The organism is Geminocystis sp. GBBB08, assembly GCF_016743215.1.
Lineage (GTDB): Bacteria > Cyanobacteriota > Cyanobacteriia > Cyanobacteriales > Cyanobacteriaceae > Geminocystis.
On the sequence record NZ_VRZC01000238.1, the window covers coordinates 1 to 4,479 of the forward strand.

Consider the following 4,479-nt stretch of genomic DNA (forward strand, 5'->3'; position numbering starts at 1 on the left):
ATAGTGAAAGTAGCGAAATTAATCATAAAATTACCTTTGATAGTCTTCAAGATCAACTAGAACAAATTAAACAAGAAATTCGTAAAGGAGAGAAAAAATTAGAAAGTTTAGAGCCAGTTAATATGTTAGCTTTAGAAGAGTATGAAAAAAATCAGGAAAGACTAAAAGAATTATCAGAAAAATTAACAACTTTAGCAGGAGAAAGGACAGAATTGTTATTAAGAGTAGAAAATTTTACCACTTTAAGATTGAGAGCATTTAACGAATCTTTTACGGCGGTAAATGAAAACTTTAAAACTATTTTTGCGACTCTGTCTGATGGTGATGGTTATTTAAAATTAGAGGATGAAAATAATCCTTTTAATGGTGGTTTAACTTTAGTCGCTCATCCGAAGGGAAAACCAGTGCAAAGATTAAGTTCAATGTCAGGAGGAGAAAAATCTTTGACAGCTTTAAGTTTCATTTTCGCTTTACAAAGATATCGCCCTTCCCCTTTTTATGCCTTTGATGAAGTTGATATGTTTTTAGATGGTGCAAATGTAGAAAAACTATCAAAAATGATTCAACAACAAGCACAATCTGCTCAATTTATTGTGGTAAGTTTAAGACGACCTATGATTGAGGCTTCTCAACGTACTATTGGCGTAACTCAGGCTAAAGGTGCTTATACTCAAGTATTGGGTATTAAACTTTAATTAAAAATACTCTTAAATAATTTTTAGGCTTAAAGTTAGGTATTCAAAATAAGCCAAATATACTAATATATTTTCATACAGTTTTAATTTTATTGAAGGCGATCGCATTTCTCCAAATCCTCAAGGGCAAAAAAGTTTAGGAGATTTGCAAACATTAAACCTCTTAAATCTTGTCTACAATAACCGTGATTTATGGGGAAGTGGGTTATCATCTCAAGTTTATTATCGGGATTATTTCACTTGCCGTTTGATGCCGGTTTTAGTCCAGCCTTTGGTAATTAAGTTTTACAATCGGAAGTACAAAATAATCGCCATTTTGTAGTTAACTTCGTGGTGTCTGGCAATGTAAAAACTATCCATCATGGCATCACAAATTATGTTTAAGTTATAATCTCAAACTTTTTAGTTATAAACTTAGATTATAAGTTTCTTTTTGCCATTCAATCTTTTATCATGAGTTCTTTCTCTTTATTACCCCAAACATCTGATCAATTTTTTGAATATCGTTTTGTACATAGGATTAATCCCTTAGCTTATGATAATTTCTTACAATTTCAAGAAAAATTAAGAACACGGGCTAAAAATTATCAAGGTTATATTAGTGAAGATTTGCCTGTATTAGTGGAGAAGGGAGAAACCCTTGTTTTTGAAACGATATTGCGATTTGATACCCCAGAGAATTGTATCCACTGGATTGATAGTAAAGAAAGACGAGAATTACTTTATCGGGAAGAAAATAATGGTTATCAATTTCAAGGGGAAGCAAATTTCGAGAGTTATACCCGTTGGATAAAACAAAGTGTTAACAACTCCTCTCCTGTATGGAAAATTAACCTTTTAGTTTTATTGGTACTTTATCCCACCGTGATGTTGTTTAATTTACTTCTGAAAAAGCCATCTTTAATCGATTTTCCGACATGGATGCTTTTTGGCAATTTCTGTAGTGTTGCCATAACCGGTTGGTTCGCAGTTCCTTGGATTAGTCGTATTTATCAAAATTGGTTAGAAAGTAAAGGCACAAAAAAAGAACAATTGTTGGCATTAACAAGCATTTTCCTTGCTCTTTTTATACTGCTACAAATTTTCCGACACATTCCCCTAAGTTTTTAATAGAGGAAATATTTATATTAGAAATCGATCATATTTAAGACATGAGGGCTTAAGCCCTTATTACGAATCAACAAAGTAATATTTTGTTATACAAGACTTGATCATAGTTGAGCATTTAACTAAAACAATGTTTTAGAGTCCTTACTCCTTACTCCTTACTTATTACTATCTCCTCTCTCCTAACTCCTATTAATTAATATCTTGCACCATCAGGAAGTTCTCTGAATTCTTGCCAAACAGCCTGTGCTTCTTCTTGAAGAATTTGTTCTGGTGCTAGTAGCCTGTTTTTATATTCTTTGACTAAATCTTCTTGAATATTAGCATCATCAAAAAGATCTGCAAAATCACTCCAACCAGCGGCGTAATAAATTTTGGAAATTCTAGCCCAATAAGCCGTTGCATAACACATAGGGCAACATTCACAACTGCTATATAAAACAGCACCTGATAGATCAACAGTTCCTAGTTTTTTACAAGCCTGACGAATAGCGTTTACTTCTGCGTGTGCGGTGGGATCATTATCCCGCAAAACACTATTTCCAGAAGCCCCGATTACCTCTCCATCTTTAACTATAACGGTACCAAATGCTCCACCTGTTTTCTTGACAACCCCAGCCTCTCGCATCAAGGCGATCGCTTGACGCATATATTCAATATCTTTATTGTTGGTCATTTTAAGTAAATTTTTTTTTATTTATTATACGGTATCATATTTATGTTGTTTAATTCTTTATCAATCAATAATTCATTGGATTTTGTCACTTTACTCATAATCTTGCCACGATTGGAATTATAATATTGCCGTTATAGTCTAAAATTATCAGGATTTTTGTTAAAAAAATAAAAAAATCAACACATACTTTTACCCATAAAATTGCCATAAGTCTTATTTAGAATCATAAATCTGCCATAAATTCAATATGACTCGAACTTATGGAGGAATTTATTAGATCAGAGTACGAAACTTTAAAACAAAAATCTATGTGGTCAGTATATTGCTTACTGAGTGATAAATGCGAAGAAAAAGGATTAATCGTTCCTAGTTATAAAACTTTTAGTCAAGAAATCAAAAAACGTTCCAGTTATGATCAAACTTTCAAAAGAAAAGGACGTAGAGCCGCTTATAGTCAATCTAGTTTCTATTGGGAACTGAATAGAACTACTCCTAGACACGGCGATCGACCTTTTGAAATCTGTCATATCGACCATACTCAATTAGATGTGGAATTGTTATGCTCTCGTACAGGGCGTAATTTAGGAAGACCTTGGGCTACTTTTTTAATCGATGCCTATTCTCGAAGATTAATCGCTGTATGATGAAAACTTTAAAATTCTCACCTTACCCACAACTCAAACAGGAAAAGCGAAAGTGCAACCTAGTCGTGGTGTGAAAATAAATTCTATTTATTATTGGTCTAATTTTTTTCGTAATCCTCAAGTTGAAAATACCTCAATCCCGATTCGGTATGATCCTTTCAACATTGGTATCGCTTATGCGTTTGTTGAAGGACAATGGGTAGAGTGTATTTCGCAATATTATTCAGAGTTTCAAGGTCATACAGAAAAAGAATTAAAACTGATTACTAATGAATTGCGAAAAAGCCATAGTCAAAACAATAAGCAGTCTAAAATCTCGGCAAAAAAACTAGCAGAATTTTTATACTCGGTGGAGGCAGAAGAAATTTTACTCGAACAAAGATTGCATGATGCACAAGCCTTAGATGTATTTCAAATTATTGATGGAGGGAAAACGCAATCAGAGAAAGTTACAGATATTCAGGCACACAAACAGAAAAAAACCTTATTGGAGCATCCTCAAGATTCACAAGAATCAATAAATCAGAACATAAACCCCCCTTCATTAGTTGTATATGAGGAATTTTAATTATGAGTAATGTTATTTTCCCCCTCGAATTGCTTAAATCCCCGATAACCCAGAGAATAGCTTATTTTGAAAATTTTACTGTGGCTCATCCCAAGCTCAGAAAAGTTTATAAAACATTAATGAGAACTATCTCTGAACCTGCTGGAGCATCGTTTATCTTTGTTTACGGGGCAAGTGGTGTCGGCAAAACCACCTTGAGAAAATGATATATATGCAGAAAACGGTACTTACACAGTCGATGAAATAAACCAGATTATTAAATACTTTTTAGAAAATTACGGAGTATAAAATGTTAGATAAATTTGAATTTGAAGGTAAAACAGTTAGATTCGTTGGTACTGCGAATAATCCTCTTTGGATACATAAAGATGTATGTGATGCTCTTGATATTGTTAACGCATCCGATGTTTTGTCACGCATCGATGACGAAGATTATACATCGGTGACAGTCGATATATACTACGATGTTACGACTAAAAAAGGTATAAAACAAAGAAAAAGAAAACATCCCATGACAGCAGTAAATGAAAGTGGCTTATATGCAACTATATTTCAGTCAGAGAAAGAAAAAGCCCGTAAATTCAAAAAGTGGGTTACATCGGTAGTCTTACCAGAAATCAGAAAGACAGGAAGCTATAACGGCAACAAGAAAACATTACCCGTAGGCATTGACCCCTCAAGACACCAATACTACCGTCCGTTAGAAGATGGTAAAGCCCGTTGGGAAAAACTATTCTTTAAACCTTTTTGGGATGCACTTTACAAGCTGGATAACAGAGAAAATATGCC

Annotated in this window: 6 protein-coding genes and 1 pseudogene; 6 read left to right on the forward strand and 1 reads right to left on the reverse strand. The window is 33.6% G+C overall.

Annotation, left to right across the window (positions count from 1 at the left end; all coding sequences use genetic code 11):
• Positions 1 to 695: pseudogene (locus tag FWJ34_RS18465) on the forward strand (AAA family ATPase); the annotation flags it as partial.
• 453 nt (positions 696 to 1,148) lie between these two features.
• Positions 1,149 to 1,805 carry a hypothetical protein gene (locus FWJ34_RS18470; protein WP_308256800.1) on the forward strand — a complete coding sequence of 219 codons (657 nt, stop codon included), beginning with the start codon at positions 1,149 to 1,151 and terminating at the stop codon, positions 1,803 to 1,805.
• Positions 1,806 to 1,998: 193 nt separating this feature from the next.
• On the opposite strand, the gene FWJ34_RS18475 is transcribed toward FWJ34_RS18470, so the two are convergent.
• Positions 1,999 to 2,478: a nucleoside deaminase gene (locus FWJ34_RS18475; protein ID WP_308256801.1), complete on the reverse strand. Its 480-nt coding sequence runs from the start codon at positions 2,476 to 2,478 to the stop codon at positions 1,999 to 2,001.
• Positions 2,479 to 2,786: 308 nt separating this feature from the next.
• Here FWJ34_RS18475 and FWJ34_RS18480 point away from each other — a divergent pair, with 308 nt between their 5' ends.
• The 4 genes from FWJ34_RS18480 to FWJ34_RS18495 all read left to right on the forward strand — a co-directional run.
• Positions 2,787 to 3,122 carry a hypothetical protein gene (locus tag FWJ34_RS18480; protein WP_308256802.1) on the forward strand — a complete coding sequence of 112 codons (336 nt, stop codon included), beginning with the start codon at positions 2,787 to 2,789 and terminating at the stop codon, positions 3,120 to 3,122.
• A 52-nt stretch (positions 3,123 to 3,174) separates the two neighbouring features.
• The gene (locus tag FWJ34_RS18485) at positions 3,175 to 3,690 is read left to right on the forward strand and encodes a hypothetical protein (RefSeq protein ID WP_308256803.1); all 516 of its coding nucleotides are present in this window, start codon (positions 3,175 to 3,177) and stop codon (positions 3,688 to 3,690) included.
• A gap of 2 nt (positions 3,691 to 3,692) precedes the next feature.
• Positions 3,693 to 3,896: a hypothetical protein gene (locus FWJ34_RS18490; RefSeq protein ID WP_308256804.1), complete on the forward strand. Its 204-nt coding sequence runs from the start codon at positions 3,693 to 3,695 to the stop codon at positions 3,894 to 3,896.
• A gap of 83 nt (positions 3,897 to 3,979) precedes the next feature.
• Positions 3,980 to 4,479: BRO family protein (locus FWJ34_RS18495; RefSeq protein ID WP_308256805.1), on the forward strand; the 500-nt coding region annotated here is incomplete at its 3' end.